We start from the raw sequence: 18,821 nt of genomic DNA, 5'->3' as shown, positions 1-18,821 counted from the left end.
ACCTTCTCGCGACATCCAGCCGAGATCATGGGGGAGATTCCGGGGTGGCAGCGGCGGGGTGGCCGCTGCCGGGATCGGTCACTTTCGCCAGAAGAAGTGGTGGGTTACGCCGCTGGGGCTGGGGATGGCTTCGAGGTGGTAGCGGTCGGTGAGGTCTTCGGGGGTGGTCCAGAGGCGTTCGCCGCGGTCGAGGGTGGCGGGGGCGACCACGATGTGGAGGGTGTCGATGAGGTCTGCTTCGAGGAATTGGCGGACTGTGGCCACGCCGCCGCCTATGCGGACGTCTTTGCCGTCGGCGGCTTCGAAGGCTTGGGCGAGGGCCTCTTTGGGGGAGGCGTCGATGAAGTGGAATGTGGTGTCGGAGAGGGTGAATGAGGGGCGGGGGTGGTGGGTGAGGACGAAGACGGGGGTGTGGAAGGGCGGGGTTTCGCCCCACCAGCCCTGCCAGTCGTGGTTTCCCAGGGGCCGCGGTGGGGGCTGAATTTGTTGCGGCCCATGATTTCCGCGCCGATGTTGTTGGTGAAGTCGCGGGCGCAGTAGTCGTCGAGGCCGTAGGTGCCGCCCGGGTCGGTGCGGTTGGGCCAGTGGGCGGTGGCGCCCGCCCAGAAGAAGAGGTCGGCGGGGTTGGCGTGGCCGAAGGGGTGTGCGGCGCTCTGGCCTTCACCGGCGCCGTAGCCGTCGCTGGAGATGGTGAAGTTGTGGACTCGGACCAACTGGGGCATGACCGAACCTTCCTGGTTGCAGACTGCTGGCGGTCATTGTGACGGCGTGGCCCGGGGAAACTCATCGGTACGCGCAAGGGGTTGGGCGAGGCTCCCAGGTAACTCACAGCTTGGCTGAAGCAGCCTGGAAGCTTGGGGGCGAATGCTTACGGGCGTCGGGATCGGCCGAGCGGATTCTCGACGGTGGATTATGCGGATGGTCCATCTGTGCTGTGTCGGCGGCGCGCCCGCTCCCCTTGCCGGGCGCGCCGTTGGCCATCCTCGTTCTCGAGTAGACTGTTCAGTCCTCGTACTGCTGGGTGCCGGTCAGATTCGGCAGCCTGCGGCGGCCCGCCGCCAGATCTCCGGCTAGATGCTCGTAGGCGATGGCCAGTTCGGTGAGCCGCTGCGCGGCATCGTGCACAGCGTCGTCCTGTGCGGCGACCAGCGTCAGGTAGGCGAGAGCCGAGAACTGGGCGAGCCGGTCGACGACCGTGCCCACGGTTTCGGTGTGCAGATGCGCGTCGCGGGGCGCTTTGGGTAGTTCCATCGCGACCCAGGTGTCGATGTCGTGGACCAGTTGGGCGCGGTGGTGATCGATGTGGCCGGTGGCGCCCGCTGCGGCCGAGAGTCGTCGCTCGTGCAGATCCGCGAGTAGACCGGCGCAGCGCAGCACCGGATGATCGGCGGGAGGCAGGCCACGGCACGCCTGCAGAAGCAGCTGTTTGGCTGGAAGCGGATGCACGACGGCCATCGTGCTACGCGAATATCTCCGATTGGCAACGAAATTCAATCGGAATGCGGGTCGCTGTCCAACTGTGGCACGGGGTGTCAGAGCTGCGTCATCACCCAGTCCATGACGACCGGCTCGTATGGCATGTCCTTGTGTGAAACGGTGCCCGCACCCAGGTCCTGAACGAACAGATTTGTCACTCCGGGCTCCTCGATGAAGGACGCCGCACCCGCCGGTGTGACCACCAGATCGTCCCGGGTCGCGAGCACCGCGTAGCGCACCCCAGGCTGCGCGATCGGACCCGCGCCGAGTGCCCGCATGAACGGCGACCCGGCCTCGAGGTCGATGCAGGCCGGGCAGAACGACGGCAGCACCGCCTGATTCACCACGCCGTCCAGGACCACCGACCGATTCGCCAGCGTGGCCAGCCCGAGCAGATCGGTACCGTGCGTCGCCACCGCCAGCAGGATGGCGGCCCGCACTTTGGCGGCCCCGCCCAGATTCTTGGCGTAGTACTCGGTGATGGTCCCACCCTGCGAATGGCCGACGATATCCACCCGGGCAGCGCCGGTGACGGCCAGCACTCGATCGATATACGACGACACCGCGGCAGCGGACCCCTCCACCGCTGCCACGCCGTCGCCCACCGGAATCACGGACGGATACGCGCCGTAGGTCGGCGCGTACACGCAGTACCCGGCCGCTACCAGCCTGGGAGACAGCGCATTCCACGCCGAACCGGAATCCATCGTCCCGTGCAGCAGCACCACCGGGTACGGGTGACTCGCCGTGGGGACGCAGGCAGCCGGTTCATCCAGCACTGATGCGGACGGATCCGCGCCCGCCGGTGCGCCGGTCGCGGCACACAGGGCCACCGCCGCGACGGCCGTCAGCAGTCGTTTCATGACGAGGGGATCCCCACTGCTCGAACGTATTCGGTGAACTCGGGATAGCCGGCCCCGCCTGTCCCCGACCACAGCTGCTGCGCCATGATCGGCAGCCGGGCTCGGATCGGCCCGACCATCTGCTCCTCGGTCATCGCCGTCGGATCATCGCACCACACATGCAGTTTCGATCCGGTCAGCATGGCGCGCTGATCCGGCCGCAGCCGCGAACCGTCCACGAACAGGCCCGGATCCCAGGCGTAGAGCACCTCCGGCGGCGCGTTCAACGGCGCGGCATAGCCGCCGCTGGCCCAATAGGTCGGCGTGAAACCCGAATTCATGATCCGGTGCCCGCCGTCGACGACATCCGCCGGCGTGTAGCCGCTGCCGACCCACGGCAGCAGACCGTCACCGGCAGCCCAGTATTCGACGAGGATCGAGGAATCCACGGGAATCCTGCCGCCGTGCGGGATTCCGTCGTTCCACATGCGGGCGGTCTTCCCGTACGAGCGGACGATTCCATTGGCCCAGTTGAAGAATGACGCCACCGCGTCCTCCCCGGTGAACTCCGGGCCGAGGCTCGCCCGCGCGTATTCGGTCAGCTGCGGGTAGCGGCTGAAGTCCTTGATGTATTCGTCGCCGCCGATATGGAAGTAGTCGCCGGGGAACAGCGGCACGAACTCGCGCAGCAGATCCTCGATCAGCTGCCGGGACGCGGGCAGCGAGATGTCGATCTTGCCCTCGGTGCTGCCCGCGAGCAGCCCGTCGGTCACGGCGTCGACCGGGCTGGTGGAGTGTGCGCGCAGCTTCAACTCCTCGTGTGCGCCGAGAATGCCGTTCATATGCGCCGGAAAGCCGATCTCGGGGAGCACGCGGACGCCGTATTCGGCGGCGTAGGAGACGATGTCGGCGATCTCCGCCTTGGTGTAGTGCTGCGGCGCGGTGATCTCCGGATGGCTCGAACTCGCCAAACGGAACCCGCCTGTATCCGAGAGATGCAGGTGCAGCACGTTCATCCGGTAGTAGGCCAGCTCGCGGATGCGCTGCCGGAGGAATCCGACGGTCATGTACTCGCGGCCCACGTCCAGGGACAGCCCGCGCTCGGGATAGTCCGGCCAGTCGGTCACCACACCCTGCGGGATTCGCGTGGTTTGTGAGAACCATTGCAGCAGAGTCTGCGTCGCGTGCCGCGCGCCGTCGTCGGTGCGGGCCGTCGCGGTGACCGTGTCGCCGATCTCGATGCGGTAGGACTCGGCCGCGGCCGGGCCGGACGGGTCGACGCGCACCACCACGTCACCGGCCCGCGCGGGACCGGACGCCGCGACAGCGTCCCGCCCCGCGCGGACCAGATCTCCGGCGAACCGCGCGGCGACAGCGTCGGCTCCGCCGGATGCCACGATCCGCGCCGTGGCGGGAAGGTCGAAACCACCTGCACCGGAACGCCACTCGCGCACAGCCGGGACGGTCGCCGGTAGCGCGATGGAGTTCTCGGCCTGGGCGGTCGCCGGGAGGTACAGCGGTGTAGGCAGCGATATGAGCAGCGCCAGCGCCAGTTTCGAGAGGGCGGCGGAAGCCGATGGGTGTGCGGCGCGTGATTTCGAGAACAGGGCGACACGCGGGTCAGTGGTGGGGCGTGGCCGGGACCTCATGCCGCGTCCACCGGGATCTCCACGACCGATGGTGCGGCGAATACGTTCACGCTGCCCACCGGGGTGGAGCTGGTGAACGGGATGGGATCCTGCGTGGTCACCGTCAGCGTGAGCCGGTGTCCCGGTGCGAGATTCCAGTACGTCGCGGCGAGCTCCCAGGCGATCTCGTTCGGCGCGCCCGGCGTCAGGCCGTGCCGGGTGATGGGCGCGTAGCCGATCGACTTCCCGGTCCCGTCCGGGGCCTCGTCGTAGAGGATGCCGATCAGGGTGAGGTCCGAGGTCTGCGGCAGCACGGTGAGTTTCACTCGCGGCGCTCCGGATACGACCCCGCCCGCCGCGAACGGCTCGGTGCGCCAGACGCCGGCCAGGGCGCGGTCCACCCCGCCGAGCGGAATGGCCGGGGCGATGCCCAGTTGCGCCGCGACGCCGCTCACGTAGGGCACCGCCGCCACGGCGGTGGTCGGGCCGGAAACCAGTGGCTGACTCCAGGATTCGCCAGGATCCGCGCCCATCACCCCGGTGGCCGGAGCCGAGAGCGGGAAGGAGCGTACTGCCGCCATCGCCGCGGCGGCCGAATCGAATCGCAGGTACGCGGCGTCGAGTCCGCCGTTGGCCGGGGCCAGGTTCACCGACGGCTCCCGGTCGATACCGTTGTCCGCGCCGTTCACGTAGTGGTCGAGCCATCGAATCCCGGTGTCCCACACTGCGTTCGGCAATCCGGCCACCTGCCCCGGGCCACCGCCGGTGGAGTGATCGCCCGCCTGCATGTACAGCATCCTCGGCCCCGTCAGCTCGTCGAACATGGTGTACGCGAGCCCGGACGGCAGCAGCGAATCCTGCCAGTCGTGCGCCAGGAAGACGGCGGTGCCGTTGGCGTTCAACTTCGGAATCGCATCGGCCAGCAGGTGCTCGTTGGGTACGCCCTGCAGAGCGTAGGCATCACCGTCCAGAATCATCCGCAGGCCGCGCGCGACGAGATCCGGAGTGAACCGATTCGTCTGTACGCCCGCCAGCGCCAGCGCGATCGGACCGCCGGTCTTCGGAGTCCCGTTGGGCGCCAGCGCCTCCCCGATATCGGTGGGCGGTGAATCCGCGACGACGGCTTTGATCCGCGGGTCCTGCGCGGCCGCGATCAGCGCCATGCCCGCCCCGTACGACCCGCCCGCCACGGCGATGCGATCCGGATCGACATTCAGATTCGCGATGGCCCAGTCGATGATGGCGGAGGCGTCCGCGGCGTCGGTGGGGCCGAGCATATCCACCTCGCCCTCGGACAGGTACATGCCGCGTGCCGTGTACTCGATGGATACGAAACTCTCACCGCTGGAAAGCTTGTAGGCCGAGCCGATGCTGCCCATGGCGGGCATGCCCCAGCCGGATGGCTGCAGTACCAGCGGGTTCTTGTGGGTGGCGATATCCGGCGGCGCGGTGACGACCGCGTTCAGCCGCACGCCGCCCGCACCCGGAATCCACAGCGTGGTGATCTGCCCGCCGGGGATGGGCACCGCGCCGGCCGGACCTTCCGCGAGCGTGGCGGCCCCGCCGACGAGTGCGGTGGCGGCGACGGCGCAGAACAACCGCCTCCGGAAACGGGCGCGGGCCGTCACCGCAGGGCTCCCAGCAGCAGGCCGAGGTTGTGGAGGAGGGAGTTCGGGGCCATGGCCAGATAGCCGAGGATCGTGCTGAGCACATCGGGGTCGGGGAGCTGGGTCATGCGGATGTCCTGCCGTCGAACGGGGTGTGTTCGTACAGTATCTGCTCGTTTATGCGTTGTATATGGCGAAATCAATCATTAACAATCACAAACCCTTGTGTAGGGCAATGAAGAAGCCGCCCGGCAAACGCCGAGCGGCTTCCGGAAATTCGGAGGTTCAGACCAGATCCACGTGCACCCCGGCGGCCGTCAGCTCCGCCACCGCCTCCGGATCGGCCTCGGTGTCGGTGACCAGGCGCTGCACCTGGCCGATGGGGCAGATACGGGCCAGCGCGGTGCGCCCGAGCTTGTCGGAGGTGGCCACCACGATGACTTCGCCCGCGCGCCGGACCATTTCGGCGTTCACCCCGGCCTCGCCGAGATGCTTGCACTGCGCCCCGCCCTCCGCGGAGATGGCGTTGACGCCCAGAATCAGTGCGTCCAAACGCAGTTCGGCCAGAGAGCGTTCGGCCAGCGGGCCGTACAGCTCATAGGATTCGCGCCGGGCCGTGCCGCCCAGGCACACCGTGCGCAGGTGCGGGCGCAACACCAGCTCCGACGCGATGTTCAGCGCGTTGGTCACGATGGTCAACTGCTCGTCGACCGAATTCGACAGATCCGAGCGCCCGGCGAGTGCGCGCGCGACCGCCGTCGTCGTGGTGCCGCCGTTCATGCCGACCACGCACTGCGGATCGATCAGGCCGGCCGCGTACTCGGCGATCCGGTGCTTGGCCTCGTCGCCGTGCCGATACCGCGCGGGCAATTCATAGGCAACCGAGGTCGCCACGATGCCGCCGTGCGTGCGCGTCGCCAGCTGCTGTTCGGCGAGCGCGGTGAAATCGCGGCGCACGGTCGCGGCGGAGACGCCGAGCTGCTCGGACGCCTCCTCCACGGACAGCCGCCCGGACTCCGCCAGCAGTTCCAGCAGGCGATTCCAGCGTTGCGGTCGATCGGCCGCTGTCGTCATTTCCGCCCTTCGGTCGGTGTGGTCATTTCACGCTCCCGGCCGTCAGACCGGCGACCAGGCGCTTCTCGATGAGCGCGAAGAGAATGACAACAGGCACGATGCCGACCGTAGAGACCGCGAAGACATATTGCCAAGACGTGTCGTACTGGCCGATGAACTTCGTCAAGGCCACCGACAGCGGCTGATTCTCCGGCGTGGTCAGAATCACGAGGCTGGCGGCGAATTCGTTCCAGCAGGCCACCACCGTGAAGATGGTCGCGGTGACGATGCCCGGCCACACCAGTGGCAGGCTCACCCGCAGCAGCGTCTGCCGGCGGGACAGGCCGTCCAGCGCCGCCGCCTCCTCGATCTCCACCGGCACGGCGGCGAAGAACGAATGCATGATCCACACCGCGAACGAGAGGTTGAAGGCCGAGTTCACCAGGATCATGGCCAGCCAGGTGTCGGTGATGCCGAGCGTGAAGAACTCCCGGATCAGGCCCGTCACCAGTACCGTCGGTTGCAGCATCTGGGTGATCAGCACCAGCGCAAGGAACGCCGCCTTCCCCGGAAACCGTTTGCGCGCCGTGTAATACGCCGCCGGAATCGCCACCACCAGCACCAGCAGCGTGGCGAACCCGGAGATGATGATCGTGCTCGCCAGATTGAACGGCAGCGGCGTCTCCGGGGTGTCCCACATGGTGGCGTAGTTGCCCGGCCGCCACTGCTCGGGCAGATACGTCGGCGGGATGCGCAGGATCTCGGGCCGCGACTTCAGCGAACCGAGCAGCATTACGATGTAGGGGATCAGGAAGATCGCGGCCAGTGCGACGCCGACCGCGGTCAGATCCCAGCGGCGTCGTTTCCGCCGCGGCGCAACCGTTTCCGTCGCGGCGGGCGGATCCGCGGGGCGGGTGAGCACAGTCGTCATGCATCCACCTGTTCGGTCGGGCGGACCACCTTCACATATACGGCGATGATCACCACGATGAGCGCGAAATTCAGCACGCTCATCGCCGCCGCGGTGTCGACCTGCTGGTTCTGCCGAATCAGCTTGAAGGTGAGCGTAGTCGTGGTGTCCGCGGAAAAGCCGGAGATGCCGCCGGTGATCACCTGCAGAATCGGCAGCGAATTGAACACGTTGATGATGTTCACGATGGTCGCCACCGCGATCGCCGGACGCAGCTGCGGCAGCGTCAGAAAGCGGTAGCGCTGCCAGGCGTTCGCGCCGTCCACCCGGCCAGCCTCCTGCGTCTCGGCCGGAATCGACTGCAGCCCGGCCAGAATCGTGTAGGTGGTGAACGGGATGGAGACGAACACGGCCACGCCGATCGCCACCAGGAACGCCGGACCCGGCTGCTTGGTGAAGCCGTACCCGCGATCCAGCAGGCCGATATCGACCAGGAAGCGGTTCGCCAGACCGATATTCGGGTCCAGCAGGTAGTAGATGATGGTCGTGGTCATCACCACCGAGGCCGCCCACGGCACCAGCACCGCCAGGCGCACCGCCGTGCGGCCCGGGAAATCCTTGTTCAGGAACTGCGCCAGCGCCAGGGACAGCGCCAGCGTGAGCGCCACCACCGCGACCACCCACACCACCGTGTGCCACAGCACCGAGCCGAGCTCCGGAATGCGGAACAGCGCACGGTAATTCGCGAGTCCGGCGGGGCCGCGATCCTGACCGTAGGCGTTCAGATCACGGGTGCTCGTCCACAGCATGTAGCCGGCCGGGAAGGCGACGATCGCCGCGATGAGGATCAGTACCGGGCCGATCCACGGCAGGGCCGACAGCCCCGCCGTGAATCTGCTTCTGCCCCTGGTCAACTCGCGGCCTGCTGGACTTTGGCGAGTACCGAGGCGGGGTCCGCGCCCTGGGTGATGGTGCCCATCTGCTGCTGGATCGCGCCCTGCGCCGCACCCCATTTCGGGTTGTTGCTCGGGTAGAAGCGGGCCACCGGCAGGGTCGGGCCGAAGATCTTCGTCACCTGGTCGTCGGCCAGCGCGGTGAGACCGGACTTGGTGATCGGGATGAAGCGTTCGGACTTCACGAAATTCGTGTAGTTGGCCGACGCGTAGAAGTAGTCCAGGAACTTCTTGATGGTGGCCTGCTTCGCGCCGTCCTTCTTGAACGCCATGAGATGGTCCGCGACGCCGAGGGTCACCGGGGAGCCGGTCTCGGTCGGAGAGGGAGCCGTGGCGTACTTCAGGTTCGGGTTCTTCTCCGCGATCATGCCCAGCAGCGGCGGGAGACCCTCCACCATGCCGATCTGGCCCTGGATGAAGGAGTTCAGCACGTCCTTGCGGTTGGTCGCGCCCGGATTCGGTTGTGTCGCACCGGAGGAGGCGAGCGCCGCCATGGCCTGCACGCCCTTCAGGTTGGCGGCCGAATCGATGGTGAGCTTGCCCGCGTCCGACCAGTTGCCGCCCGCGCCGAAGGTCCAGATGGAGGTTTCCGCCTGCGACTCCTCCGAACCCAGCGGCAGGCCGTAACCGGAGATGCCGCCGCCGAGGGCCTGGATCTTCTTGGCCGCGTCGGTCAGCTCGGTCCAGGTCTTGGGCGGGGTCGTGACACCGGCGCGCGCGAACAGGTCGGTGTTGTAGAAGAGCGTGCGGGTGGAGGCGAACAGGGGGAGCGCCCACTGGGTGCCGTCGATGGAGGCGTTCGACGCGAAACCCGGATCGATATCGGCCAGAACGGATTCCGAGACGATGTCCTTCGCCGGGTAGAGCAGGCCGTCGGTGGCGAAGGTCGAGTAGGCGTCGATGTTGAGAATGTCGGGGGTGGTGGACTGCGACTGCAGTTTCGTGCGCACCACATCGTTGATCGAGTCCCACGACTCGACCTGGAGGCGTACCTTCAGGTCCGGGTTCTCTTTCTGGAATCCGGCGATGATGCCGTCCCACAGGGCCTTCGTGCCGGTGGGGCCGTCGCTGTAGCTGGGCACCAGCAGGGCGATGGAGTTCGGGTCCTTGTCGTCGGAGTCATCGGAGCCGAACCCACACGACGTGGTCGCGAGCACCGCCGCGGTGAGCATCGCGACTCCGGCCAGAACGCGGCGAAATGGAGTTTTCACGAACAAACCTTTCAATCGCACCCGCCGGGCCGAACGCTGTATGCGCGGACCGATCGGGCGTTTGATCTGAATCTAACGCACTGGTGATCGTTTTTGACTGGTTCAGCCGTAAATTTGACATGAACGATCACCGGGCGCACTCTGTTGTGGTGCTGACCTCTCCCGATTCCAGCCCCGCCTCCCACCTCGCCGCCGAGATCGCCACCCAGCCGCAGCTGTGGGCGCGCGCCGAATCCCTCGCGGCCGACCACCGCGCGCTGCTGCCCGCACCCGGCGAACGGGTCGCGGTGATCGGCTGTGGCACATCGTTTTTCATGGCCAGGGCGGTGGCGGCACTGCGGGAACGGGCCGGGCACGGGGCCACCGACGCCTGGCCGGCCGGGCAGATGCCGGGCGGGCGCGAGTACGACCGATACCTGGTGATCTGCCGCTCCGGCACCACCACCGAGGTGATCGAAGCCATGCGCGCGCTGCCGCCGGGGGCGGCGCGCACGGTGATCAGTTCCAGCGCGGGCACACCCGTGCTCGAGCTCGGCGCACCGCTGCTGATCGAGGAGGCCGACGAACAATCCGTGGTGCAGACCCGGTTCGCCACAACGACTCTGGCCATCCTGCGTCGGCACTTCGGGGAGGATCTCGCACCCGTGATCGCCCAGGCGAACGCGGTGCTGGCCGAAGACGAGGCCACCGCGCTGCACGCGGTGCGCTACGCCGACCAGATCACATTCGTCGGAATGGGTTTCGCCGCCGCCCTCGCCGACGAGGCCGCGCTCAAACTACGTGAATCCTGCCAATCGTGGACGGAGTCCTACCTCGCCACCGAATACCGTCACGGCCCCATCAGCATCGCAGCCCCCGGCCGCGTCGTCTGGGGCCTGGGTGCGCTACCCGCCGGGTTCGCCACCGAAATCACCGCCACCGGCGCTCATTTCGAACACCGCGACATCGACCCCCTCGCCGATCTGGTCCGCGTGCAACGCCTGTGCGTCCGCCGGGCCGCCGACCTTGGTTTGGACCCCGATCACCCACGCAGCCTGAGCCGCTCGGTCATCCTCGGTTCATGACAGGAAAGCCGATGCGCAGCACGACAACCGGCGGCGATGATCTGGTGGTGGGAGCGGATGATCTGGTACTGGGCCTGGATGTCGGCGGCACCACGATCAAGGCCGAGATATCCGACGCCGCAGGCACAGTGCTCGCCGCCAACGCGGTCGCGACCCCGCGCGGCGAAGCGGCGTTCGACGCGATGATCGAACTCGGCGACAAACTGCTGGCAACGCTGCCGGACGCCGCCCGGACGCGGGTTCGCCGTGCCGCTGTCCTGCTGCCCGGCGTCGTGGACTCGGCGCGTGGAATCGCGGTGTTCAGCGCGAATGTCGGGTGGCGCGACGTGGAGGTCGGCACCCGCTTCACCGACCGCTGGGGCATGCCCGTCCTCATCGAACACGATGTGGCGGCGGCGGGCTGGGCCGAATGGCGTTTCGGCGGTGGCCGCGACCGCGATACCGTCTGCGTGATCATCATCGGCACCGGTATCAGCGGAACTCTCTCGGTGGCAGGCCGATTCGTTCGCGGCGCGATCGGGCAGGCCGGCGAGTACGGCCACATCCCCGTCCGCCGCACCCACGGCATCCCCTGCCCCTGCGGCAATATCGGCTGCGTCGAGACGGTCGCCTCCGCCGCCGCCATCGCCCGCGCCTACGCACGCCGCACCGGAAGCGAATGTTCCAGTGCGGCAGATGTCTTCGCGATGATCGCGACCGACCCCGATGCCCAGGCGGTGGTCGCCGACGCCGTCGACGCGCTCGCCGATGGGCTCGTGGGCGTCGTACACGCCGTCTGCCCCGAGGCGATCGTGCTCGGCGGCGGCCTGGCGGGCGCGGGCGAGATCCTGGCCGAACGACTCCACGACGCGCTCACCGACCGGCTCCGCGTCATCCCCGGACCGCAGGTCGTCATCGGCGAATACGGTGCTCGCGCAGGTCTGGTCGGCGCGGCCCGCTTCGCTCGCCACGGATCCCTGACATGAGCCCGCGCAATCGGTGTCGCCCCGGCGGACAAGACCTGCGCCGTCTCCTCGCGCACGGTCGGTTCCGCCACGGCGTGCATCGCGTCGGCCGGAATGACGGGGGTGCGGGCGGACATGAATGATGCTCGGCATATTCGGGGGCGGATCGTCGCCCCCTCCCATGTGATCGACGACGGGGTCGTGTCCGTCGAGGGGGAGCGGGTGGTGGCGGTGCGCAGCGCCGCGGAATGGGCTGCACGACGGCCCGATTCGGAGTTGCCCGCCCACGTGGGGACCGTGCTGCCGGGTCTGGTGGACGTTCACAATCATGGTGGGGCGGGAAATCGGTTCGACACCACCGACGTGGCGGAAGCCGCCGCGGCGGCGGAGTACCACCGGTCACTCGGAACCACCACGGTGCTGGCGGGAATCGTCACCGCGAGCCCGCGGGACATGGTGGCGCAGGTGGCGGCGTTGCGGGAACTCGCGGCGGACGAGATCATCGGCGGTATCCATGCGGAGGGGCCGTTCCTGGCCGGAATCCGCTGTGGTGCACAGGATCCGCGTTATCTGAGGGATCCGGACCCTGAGCTCACGCGGCGGCTGCTCGCCGCCGCGGACGGGCAGCTGCGGGTGATGACCATCGCGCCGGAACTGCCCGGGTTCGAGAAGGTGGCGGAGCTGCTGGCCGGCCATGGGGTCACCGTCTCCCTCGGGCACAGCGACGCGACCTACGCGACCTTCCGGGATGCGTTGTGGCCGAACGGCATGGCCGCGTCGGTGACACATCTCGGCAATGGGATGCCGCCGCTGCACCACCGCGCGGCCGGGCCGGTCGCCGCGGCGGTCGCGGCCGCGGCGAAGGGGCAGGCGACCGTCGAACTCATCGGTGACGGCGTGCACGTCGACTCCGGTTTCGGGGCAATGGTTTTCGCCGCCGCGCCGGAGCGGGTCGCGTTGATCACCGATGCCATGCAGGCCGCCGGGATGCCCGATGGGGTGTACCGGCTCGGGCCGCAGGAGGTCTTCGTGAACGGTGGCGTGGCGCGGGTGGCCAGCGGGTCCATCGCCGGTGGGACCGCGCACCTGCTGCAGTGTGTGGGATGGGCGGTGCGGGAGTGCGGGGTGTCGCTGGCCGATGCGGTGCGGGCCGCCACGCTCACACCCGCCTCGGCGGCCGGACTACGGGATGTCGGCGATCTGCGGGCGGGGGCGTACGCGGATTTGATAGTGGTGGACGAGGCGCTGCGATTGCGGCGCGTGCTGTACCGGGGGAGCTGGTTGTCGTGATTCTGACCGTGACACCGAATCCGGCGTATGACGTGACCTACCGCGTGGAGCGGATGGAACGCGGTGGCGCGCAACGGGTTCGGGCGGTGGAGGTACGGCCGGGCGGGAAGGGCGTGAACGTCGCGCGCGTGCTGAACGTCACCGGGACCTATGCGGTGGCGTCCGGGCTGGCCGACAACGACTTCGCGGAGTTCGCGGCCGAGGCGGTGCCGGTGGACTTCGTCGCGGGCCTGCCCAGGGTGCGGCGCACCCTGGTGGTCGCCGAAGCCGACGGCACCGCCACCGGGCTCTGGGAACCCGGTGCGACAGTGCGGGATTCGGGGGTGATCGACACCCTCATGACCCGCGTTCGCGCCCTGCTGCCGCAGACGCGCGGGCTGGTGATCTCCGGCTCCCTGCCCGGCGGCGTCCGGCCCAGCCTGCCCGCCGAACTCGCCCGCATGGCCGTCGCGGCGGGCGTGCCGGTCATCTGCGACGTGGACGGCGAGGCACTGCGCTACGCGGTCGCGGTGGCCGGTGTCGTGCTCATGCCGAATACCGCGGAGCTGCGGGAACTCACGGGCTTCGCCACGCACAGCGCCACCGAGGTGGTGCGCGTCGTCCATCCGCTGCTGTCGAACGGCGTGCGCGCGGTCGTGGCCACCCGGGGCGCGGACGGCATGGTGGCCGTCACCGCCGACGGAGCCTGGTTCGCCCGGCTCCCCGAACCGATCACCGGAAATCCCACCGGCGCGGGCGATGCCGCCGCCGCGGCGGTGATCTCCCATCTCGCCCAGGCCGGGAGCGCCGTCGTATCGCCGTGGCCCGCGCTGCTGGCCGATGCGGTGGCCACCTCGGCGGCGGCGGTGGCCGCGCCGGTGGCGGGGGAACTGGACCTATCACTGCGTGCTCATCTGCTCCGGAAGGTCCGGGTGTATCCGGTGAGCGCGCCGAACTCGCAGGAATTCTCATGCCCTTGATCGCCGTTCCGAAACTCGTCGCCGCTGCCGCTCCCGGTGGGCTGGGTGCGTTCAACGTCGTCACGCTCGAGCATGCCGAGGCCATCGCCGCCGCGGCGGAAGCCGCCGGGCAGCCCGCGATTCTGCAGATCTCGGAGAACACCGCGCGGTATCACGGTGGCGTGAAGCCGCTGGCGCGGGCGTGCCTGACCATCGCGGAGGAGAGTTCCGCGGAGTTGACCGTGCATCTGGACCACGCCACCGAGGTCGAACTGATCCGGGACGCGGTGGATGCCGGGGTCATGTCGGTGATGTACGACGGGGCGGCGCTCGACTATGCCGAGAATATCGCTCGCACCGCCGACATCGCGCGATGGTGTCATGAGCGAGGCGTGTACGTGGAAGCCGAGCTGGGGGAGGTCGGGGGGAAGGGCGGCGCGCATGTGCCGGGGGTGCGGACCGATCCGGCGGAGGCGGCGGAGTTCGTGGCGGCCACGGGGGTCGACGCGCTGGCGGTCGCGGTCGGGTCCACGCATGCCATGCACACCAGGGACGCCGTCCTCGACGACGAGCTGATCGCCCGGCTGGCCGCCGCGCTGCCGGTGCCGCTGGTGCTGCACGGGTCCTCCGGGGTGCCGGACGAGGGGCTGCGGTCGGCGATCCGGCACGGCATGGTGAAGATCAATTTCGGGACGCGGTTGAATATCGCGCTCACCGAGGCGGTCGCGGGGGTGCTCGCGCAGGCTCCCGGAGTCTCCGATCCGCGCTTGTATCTGGGGCCGGGACGGGCCGGAATCCAGCGGGACGTGGAGGTTGCGCTGCGTGTGCTGGCGGGGTGAATCCGCTAATTGGAACCGATTACAGTGTGATGCTGGGCCGCGTCGGTGAGAATGCTTCTGATAGGCAATGACATTCGGTGCTCTACCCTGGTGCAGGGGTTGCGTCCGGTTGCCCCGGCATTTGGAGAGTTGTACTGGTGATTCTCACGGTGACCATGAACCCCGCCTACGACATGACCTATCGCGTAGAGCATTTCGAGCGGGGGCGTGCGCATCGAGTGCGGTCCGTCGATCAGCGGCTCGGCGGGCGCGGCATCAATGTCACACGGGTATTGAACCAGCTCGGCAAGTACGCGCGCGCCACCGGATTCGCCGATCACCAGTTCGCGGCCGCCGCCGAACTCGAAATGCCGGTCGATTTCGTGCACGCCCTGCCGTGGGTGCGCCGCACCGTCGTGATCAGCGAATCGGCCGACGGCACCGCCACCGCGCTGTGGGAGCCGGGGCCGCGCATCTCCGAACCACACGCCGTGGATCAGCTGCGGGTCCGGGTCACCGGCATGCTCTCCGATGTGAGCGGCATGGTCATTGCGGGTTCGCTGCCCGGCGGCGTCGACCCCGGTCTGCCCGCCGAGCTGGCCCGCCTCGCCCTCGCCGCCGGCGTGCCCACCATCTGCGACTTCGACGGGCCCGCCCTGGAACTCGCGGCGCGCGTGCCCGGCATCATCCTCACGCCCAATGTGGAGGAGCTCGAACGCCTCACCGGCCGCCCCGCCACCACCGTGGCCGAAATCCTCACGGCCGTGGACCCGCTCATCGCCGACGGCGTGGGCGCGGTGGTCGTCACCCGCGGCGGCGCGGGCATGGTCGCGGTGACCGCCGAACGCGCCTGGTCGGCAGGGCTCGCGCAACCTCTGGCGGGCAACCCGACCGGTGCCGGTGACGCGGCCGTCGCGGCGATCGTCGCGGGTCTGGCCGCCACCGGAGTCCCTGACTGGCCGGCCCTGCTGGTCGACGCCGTCGCCACTTCGGCTGCCGCCGTGGTCATTCCGGTCGCGGGCGAGATCGATCGGGTGCTGCGCGATCGGCTGCTGCCGACGGTCCGCGTCCGCGAACTGGAAGCCGTCGCTGCCCGGCCCGCCTGAAACCGAACCAGCGGCGTGGGAGACCGGAAACGACCGGTCGGAGCGTTAGGGTCGGCTCGTGTCCGATCTGCATATGCCGCCCGATCCCGGGTCGGGTGTCGAGGACATGTATCGGATGCCGCGGGCCGTGCGGGCGGCGCAGGTGGTCGCGGTGGGGTTGGCGCTGCTCGGGGTGTTGTGCACGGCGTCGTCGGGGTGGTTGCTGGGCAGCCGGGCGGCGATTCAGACGGGGATCCCGTTCCTTGCCGCGTGGTTGCTGGGGTTGGTGGCGTTGACCTTCAACTCCGAGGGACAGTCGGTGCGGATCGGGGGGATTCTGCTGGCCGCGCTGAACATGCTGTGGACGGTGCCGTCGATAACCGAGGGGCAGCCGCCGGGACCGGTCGGGCCGATCGCGTCGCTGGTGGTGATCGTGCTGCTGTTCCGGCGCGAGGCGCGGGACTGGTTCGAGCCGCCGGGCTGGTAAGGGGTAACAATTCCGAAATCCAGTCGGCTGATTCGCAATCTACGTGCAATTCCCGCCGCTTACCGTGACCCTATGAGTTCGGAAGCGACCGCCGGTGGAACAGGCATCCATATCAGCGGATTGAGCAAGACGTTCCGGGCCGGGCGGCGCACCGTCCATGCCCTGGACGCGGTGGATCTGCACACCGGACAGGGCGCGTTCCTGTCCCTGCTCGGACCTTCCGGCTGCGGGAAGTCCACCATCCTGCGGATTCTCGCCGGACTGGATACGCCGACCGCGGGCACCGCGCTGATCAACGGTGAGAGTCCGGCGGAACTGCGCAAGCGGCATCAGTTCGGGATCGCGTTCCAGGATTCGGCGCTGTTGCCGTGGCGCAGTGTGGAAGCCAATATCAAACTGCCGCTGCAGGTGGCCGGGCTGCCGGTGGACGGTGAACTGATCGCGGATCTGATCCGCCTGGTCGGTCTGGAAGGCTTCGAGAAGGCCAAGCCGGTGCAGCTGTCCGGCGGTATGCGGCAACGGGTTTCGATCGCCCGCGCCCTCGTGGTGAAACCGGCCATCCTGCTGCTGGACGAACCCTTCGGCGCACTCGACGATATGACCCGCCAGCGGCTCAACCTCGAACTGCTGCGCATCTGGACCGAGAAACCGGCCACCACCCTCATGGTCACGCACGGCATCGCCGAGGCCGTCTTCCTCTCCGACGTCGTCGCGGTCATGAGCCCCCGGCCCGGCCGCGTGGTCGAGGTCGTCGACATCGATCTGCCCCGGCCGCGCACACCGGAGATGATGCGCAGCACCGAATTCCACAAACTCTGCGACTACCTGTCCGAACTCCTCTTCGGTCGCAGCGGTCACGGCGGGGTGGTGGCGGAATGATCCGGGGCCGAACGGGAAAACTCGGCGGCGCGGCGGGACTGCTTGCGCTGCTGGCGATCTGGCAGGTGCTGGCGGCACTGGAGGTGGCGGGCGGCACCGTCCCGGGACCGTGGCTGGTGCTGAAAACCATGTACCAGGACGGCTGGGCGCTCTACGGACCGAACTTCGAGGTGACGGCTTTCGGTGCGCTGCAAGGATTTCTGTGGGGAAACGCGCTGGCCATCGCGCTCGCGGTACTCGTGGTGCTGATCCCGCCCATCGAGATGCTGGTGACGCAGCTGGCCATCCTCAGCTACTGCACGCCGCTGCTGGCGCTCGGGCCGATCATCCTGGTGGTGTTCGGCGGTCGCACCCCGACCATCTTCCTGGCCGCCATGTACTGCTTCTTCACCACCATGGTCGGCACCGTGTCCGGCCTGCGCTCGGCGGACCGCACCTCGCTCGACCTGGTGCGCGCCTACGGTGGCGGACGCTGGCAGCAGCTGCGTCGGGTGCAGCTCGTCTCGGCGCTGCCGAATACCTTGGCGGCGTTGAAGATCGCCGCGCCCTCGGCGGTCCTGGGCGCGATCATCGGGGAGTATCTCGGTGGCGTGGACAGCGGTATCGGCGTCGCGCTGACCGCCGCGCAGACCGCCTACAACGTGCCGCGCACCTGGGGCATGGCCATCGCCGCCGCCGCGCTCGCGGGACTCGGCTACGCGGTGATCGCCGTGATCGCCCGCGTCGCGGTGCCCTGGACCCGGGCGGAGGCACGATGAAGGACACCGACGCGAGTAGGGACGGCGGCGCGATGAAAACCCTGAATGTGCTGCGGCCCATCGGGAAATTCCTGCTCCCCGTACTGGTTTCGCTGGTCCTGCTGGTCCTGCTGTGGTGGGGGTTCCTGCAGCTGTATCCCCAGGTCGGCATGGTCGGGAAGACGCCCGGCGAGGTTTGGCGCTACCTCATGACCGGCTCCACCGCCGAGTCCGCGCAGGAGCTGATCTTCGGTCAACTCCGGATCACCCTGCGCGACGCGGCAATCGGGTTCCTCGCGGGGATGGGCGCGGCGCTGTGCGTGGCCGCGCTGTTCGTCGGCGTGCCCGCTTTCGCACAGGCGTTCATGCCGGTCGCCATGCTGCTGCGGTCGGTGCCGCTGGTCGCGCTCACCCCGATCATCGTGCTCATCTTCGGCCGCGGCCTGCTCGGCGTGACGGTGATGGCGGCCATCGTGGTGTTCTTCCCCGCCCTCGTCATGATCATGAACGGGCTGCGCTCGGCGCCCCGGCAGGCCATGGAACTGGTGGCGGCCTACGGCGGCTCGCAGTGGAAAACCCTGCGCCTGGTGGCGATTCCCGCCGCCCTGCCCTCGGTGTTCGCGGCGGCTCGAATCTCCGTGCCGGGAGCGCTGATCGGCGCACTGCTCGGCGAATGGCTGGGCAGCGGACAGGGTTTGGGCGCGGGGCTCATCCAGGCCATTCCACGCTTCGAGTACGAGCAGCTCTGGGCCTCCATCGCCATTGTCACGCTGGTGTCGGTGGTGGCGTACGCCGTCGTCGGCGTGCTGGAGGGACTGGTGCTCGCCCGTTTCTCGCCGCAGCCCGAACACGAGTGAATACTCGAATTAACGCAGCGCATACAAACACATCCCCGAAAG

Annotated in this window: 18 protein-coding genes and 1 pseudogene; 10 read left to right on the top strand and 9 right to left on the bottom strand. The window is 68.5% G+C overall.

The genetic code is table 11. The features are described 5' to 3' along the window. Window positions 1-78: 78 nt before the first annotated feature. From JK358_RS15585 to JK358_RS15545, 9 genes and pseudogenes are all read right to left on the bottom strand, one after another. Window positions 79-722, bottom strand: a pseudogene (locus tag JK358_RS15585) (dihydrofolate reductase family protein). Window positions 723-1,002: 280 nt separating this feature from the next. Continuing rightward, on the bottom strand, window positions 1,003-1,446 hold the full coding sequence (locus tag JK358_RS15580; RefSeq protein ID WP_201948219.1) for a DUF4254 domain-containing protein: 444 nt from the start codon (window positions 1,444-1,446) through the stop codon (window positions 1,003-1,005). A gap of 86 nt (window positions 1,447-1,532) precedes the next feature. Continuing rightward, window positions 1,533-2,339, bottom strand: coding sequence for an esterase/lipase family protein (locus JK358_RS15575; protein ID WP_201948216.1), 807 nt, complete (start codon window positions 2,337-2,339; stop codon window positions 1,533-1,535). Next, complete coding sequence (locus tag JK358_RS15570) at window positions 2,336-3,967, bottom strand: beta-N-acetylhexosaminidase (protein ID WP_201948214.1); 1,632 nt, start codon at window positions 3,965-3,967, stop codon at window positions 2,336-2,338. Before JK358_RS15570 ends, JK358_RS15575 begins: the two co-directional genes overlap by 4 nt. Further along, complete coding sequence (locus tag JK358_RS15565; protein WP_201948212.1) at window positions 3,964-5,574, bottom strand: CocE/NonD family hydrolase; 1,611 nt, start codon at window positions 5,572-5,574, stop codon at window positions 3,964-3,966. The genes JK358_RS15570 and JK358_RS15565 overlap by 4 nt, the downstream gene beginning before the upstream one ends. A gap of 264 nt (window positions 5,575-5,838) precedes the next feature. After that, window positions 5,839-6,627 carry a DeoR/GlpR family DNA-binding transcription regulator gene (locus JK358_RS15560; RefSeq protein ID WP_201948210.1) on the bottom strand — a complete coding sequence of 263 codons (789 nt, stop codon included), beginning with the start codon at window positions 6,625-6,627 and terminating at the stop codon, window positions 5,839-5,841. Window positions 6,628-6,649: 22 nt separating this feature from the next. Then, complete coding sequence (locus JK358_RS15555; RefSeq protein ID WP_201948208.1) at window positions 6,650-7,537, bottom strand: carbohydrate ABC transporter permease; 888 nt, start codon at window positions 7,535-7,537, stop codon at window positions 6,650-6,652. Continuing rightward, complete coding sequence (locus tag JK358_RS15550; protein WP_232851293.1) at window positions 7,534-8,430, bottom strand: carbohydrate ABC transporter permease; 897 nt, start codon at window positions 8,428-8,430, stop codon at window positions 7,534-7,536. Before JK358_RS15550 ends, JK358_RS15555 begins: the two co-directional genes overlap by 4 nt. Then, window positions 8,427-9,680 carry an extracellular solute-binding protein gene (locus tag JK358_RS15545; RefSeq protein WP_307817540.1) on the bottom strand — a complete coding sequence of 418 codons (1,254 nt, stop codon included), beginning with the start codon at window positions 9,678-9,680 and terminating at the stop codon, window positions 8,427-8,429. Before JK358_RS15545 ends, JK358_RS15550 begins: the two co-directional genes overlap by 4 nt. 119 nt (window positions 9,681-9,799) lie before the next feature. Here JK358_RS15545 and JK358_RS15540 point away from each other — a divergent pair, with 119 nt between their 5' ends. The 10 genes from JK358_RS15540 (at window position 9,800) to JK358_RS15500 (ending at window position 18,779) form a co-directional block, all read left to right on the top strand. Then, complete coding sequence (locus JK358_RS15540; protein WP_201948206.1) at window positions 9,800-10,744, top strand: SIS domain-containing protein; 945 nt, start codon at window positions 9,800-9,802, stop codon at window positions 10,742-10,744. 11 nt (window positions 10,745-10,755) lie between these two features. After that, complete coding sequence (locus JK358_RS15535) at window positions 10,756-11,709, top strand: ROK family protein (RefSeq protein WP_232851292.1); 954 nt, start codon at window positions 10,756-10,758, stop codon at window positions 11,707-11,709. 114 nt (window positions 11,710-11,823) lie between these two features. Beyond that, window positions 11,824-12,978: an N-acetylglucosamine-6-phosphate deacetylase gene (locus tag JK358_RS39265; RefSeq protein WP_232851291.1), complete on the top strand. Its 1,155-nt coding sequence runs from the start codon at window positions 11,824-11,826 to the stop codon at window positions 12,976-12,978. Continuing rightward, window positions 12,975-13,937, top strand: a complete 963-nt coding sequence (locus tag JK358_RS15530) for a hexose kinase (protein ID WP_307817538.1) — start codon at window positions 12,975-12,977, stop codon at window positions 13,935-13,937. The genes JK358_RS39265 and JK358_RS15530 overlap by 4 nt, the downstream gene beginning before the upstream one ends. Then, entirely contained in the window at window positions 13,928-14,755 is an 828-nt protein-coding gene (locus JK358_RS15525) for a class II fructose-bisphosphate aldolase (protein ID WP_201948198.1), read from the top strand. The genes JK358_RS15530 and JK358_RS15525 overlap by 10 nt, the downstream gene beginning before the upstream one ends. A 137-nt stretch (window positions 14,756-14,892) precedes the next feature. Next, window positions 14,893-15,840 (top strand): hexose kinase, encoded by a 948-nt coding sequence (locus tag JK358_RS15520; RefSeq protein ID WP_307817537.1) that lies wholly within the window; start codon window positions 14,893-14,895, stop codon window positions 15,838-15,840. A gap of 58 nt (window positions 15,841-15,898) precedes the next feature. Continuing rightward, a complete protein-coding gene (locus JK358_RS15515) occupies window positions 15,899-16,306 on the top strand; it encodes a hypothetical protein (RefSeq protein ID WP_201948196.1) in 408 nt (135 codons plus the stop codon). Window positions 16,307-16,378: 72 nt separating this feature from the next. Further along, entirely contained in the window at window positions 16,379-17,185 is an 807-nt protein-coding gene (locus JK358_RS15510) for an ABC transporter ATP-binding protein (protein ID WP_201948194.1), read from the top strand. Beyond that, window positions 17,182-17,943: an ABC transporter permease gene (locus JK358_RS15505; protein WP_201948192.1), complete on the top strand. Its 762-nt coding sequence runs from the start codon at window positions 17,182-17,184 to the stop codon at window positions 17,941-17,943. The genes JK358_RS15510 and JK358_RS15505 overlap by 4 nt, the downstream gene beginning before the upstream one ends. A 41-nt stretch (window positions 17,944-17,984) precedes the next feature. Then, complete coding sequence (locus JK358_RS15500) at window positions 17,985-18,779, top strand: ABC transporter permease (RefSeq protein ID WP_372440675.1); 795 nt, start codon at window positions 17,985-17,987, stop codon at window positions 18,777-18,779. The last annotated feature ends 42 nt before the right edge of the window (window positions 18,780-18,821 follow it).

This window comes from Nocardia acididurans (genome assembly GCF_016741815.1).
Lineage (GTDB): Bacteria > Actinomycetota > Actinomycetes > Mycobacteriales > Mycobacteriaceae > Nocardia > Nocardia acididurans.
Note: the sequence above shows the minus strand (reverse complement) of the source record. Positions and strands in the feature narration are given on the sequence as shown.